The 1399-nt window shown below is 50.3% G+C and carries 1 protein-coding gene; it reads right to left on the bottom strand.

Annotated elements, in window-relative coordinates:
• The coding region (locus tag KDK13_RS10170) for a hypothetical protein (RefSeq protein WP_257284867.1) at positions 1–1399 on the bottom strand (1399 nt) is incomplete at both ends.

Raw genomic sequence — 1399 nt, 5'->3', positions numbered from 1 at the left:
CCACAGCCACTGCGACAGCAGCATTCCCGATGGTATTACGGCCATCTCTGCCCGGGCCGATGGCCGACAGCTGGCAGTCAATGGCGGTTGTCTGGTGAACTTTGGTACGCTCTTTATTAAACGCTGCTGCAATCGCCACGGAGCCGACCTTGCCATTGGTTTCAATACGGGTTCCGTTGGCCGTGGTATTCCGGATGGTACAACCCTTGGAAAAAGCGGCTGCAACGGCTGCATGCCCTGCCTCAACAAGTGATGGCTTGAAATTTTGCGCCCCCTGGTTGACTAATGTCGAGTTGATATCCTCAGTGTTTTCGATTTCGCTGTTGAAACAACCTGCGGTGACGACACCGACGAGACCTGGATTATGTTCGTCGTAATCGCCTCGCCATTTATAACCGGCCCCTATGCGGTTGTTACTGGCGATAGTACCCCGGATTTCGCAATGATGGGCATCAGCAACTACCGCGGCAGTGTGTCCCCTATCCATGGAAAGAAGCGCTATCTTATTGTTACGGGCATCTGTTTCTCCAATAACTGCATGTTCTGCTTTTCCTGCCACACCGCCCACATTAGCGGCATTAAGAAAAATGTAATTGTAACGAGGTGTATCATCGTTAAAGACCCGTGGGTAAGAGTTCTTGTCAAGACTGTTGTCAGTCAGGGTTGATTTGCTGACCGTGACTTGTTTTTCCTTTGTGTCTCCAGTAATTCTTCCTGCCACCAGGCCGACGTTAATATTTATCTCATGCCATCGTTCGATGCGATAACCGGTATACCCTGATAATGAGACATTACAGCGTTCAATATTAGTGTTATTGATCACTGAAGTACCCAGAGCCTGCCCTGTCACCATGCCTGCGTTAATTCCCCTCCCCTGAATCTCAATGGCCGAGTGTTCAACCCGACAACCATTAAGTAATGCATTCGCTTTTATTTCGCCTGCCAGCATCCCCACCTGCCTGTTCTGCTTTCTCATCAAGAACGACGTGTCTTTAATTTTGATGCTTGAATGTTGCACACGGTTATTTTCCTGGCTTGATTCCCCCTCCATGGTGCAGGCGATAAAGCCTAATGCATCATTATCTTTTCGTGAGCGTTCAATATGGGAATTTTGGATGACCAGGTTATGAACTTTCCCATCGCCCTTCATATTCTTAAACACGCAGTCGTTGAGGTTGCCAATGCGCTTGTCGTTACCGTTGTACTTACCGGTAAAGTCCGGGATGGGCCGGTGGTTGCCAGCAACAAAATCATCGGTCTGTGTGTAGTTACCATTGGGTGGGAAGCATGGCTCCCCCTCCTTCCCGATTTTGGCCAGGTCATTACTGCTCTGAACCGGAATCGGCTCACCCCTGCAGCCCGGCGGGATGGTTGTCGGGCTGGTGGGTGGTGAGGTTGG

It is taken from the genome of Endozoicomonas sp. SESOKO1, assembly GCF_024606265.1.
GTDB lineage: Bacteria > Pseudomonadota > Gammaproteobacteria > Pseudomonadales > Endozoicomonadaceae > Endozoicomonas.
Note: the sequence above shows the minus strand (reverse complement) of the source record. Positions and strands in the feature narration are given on the sequence as shown.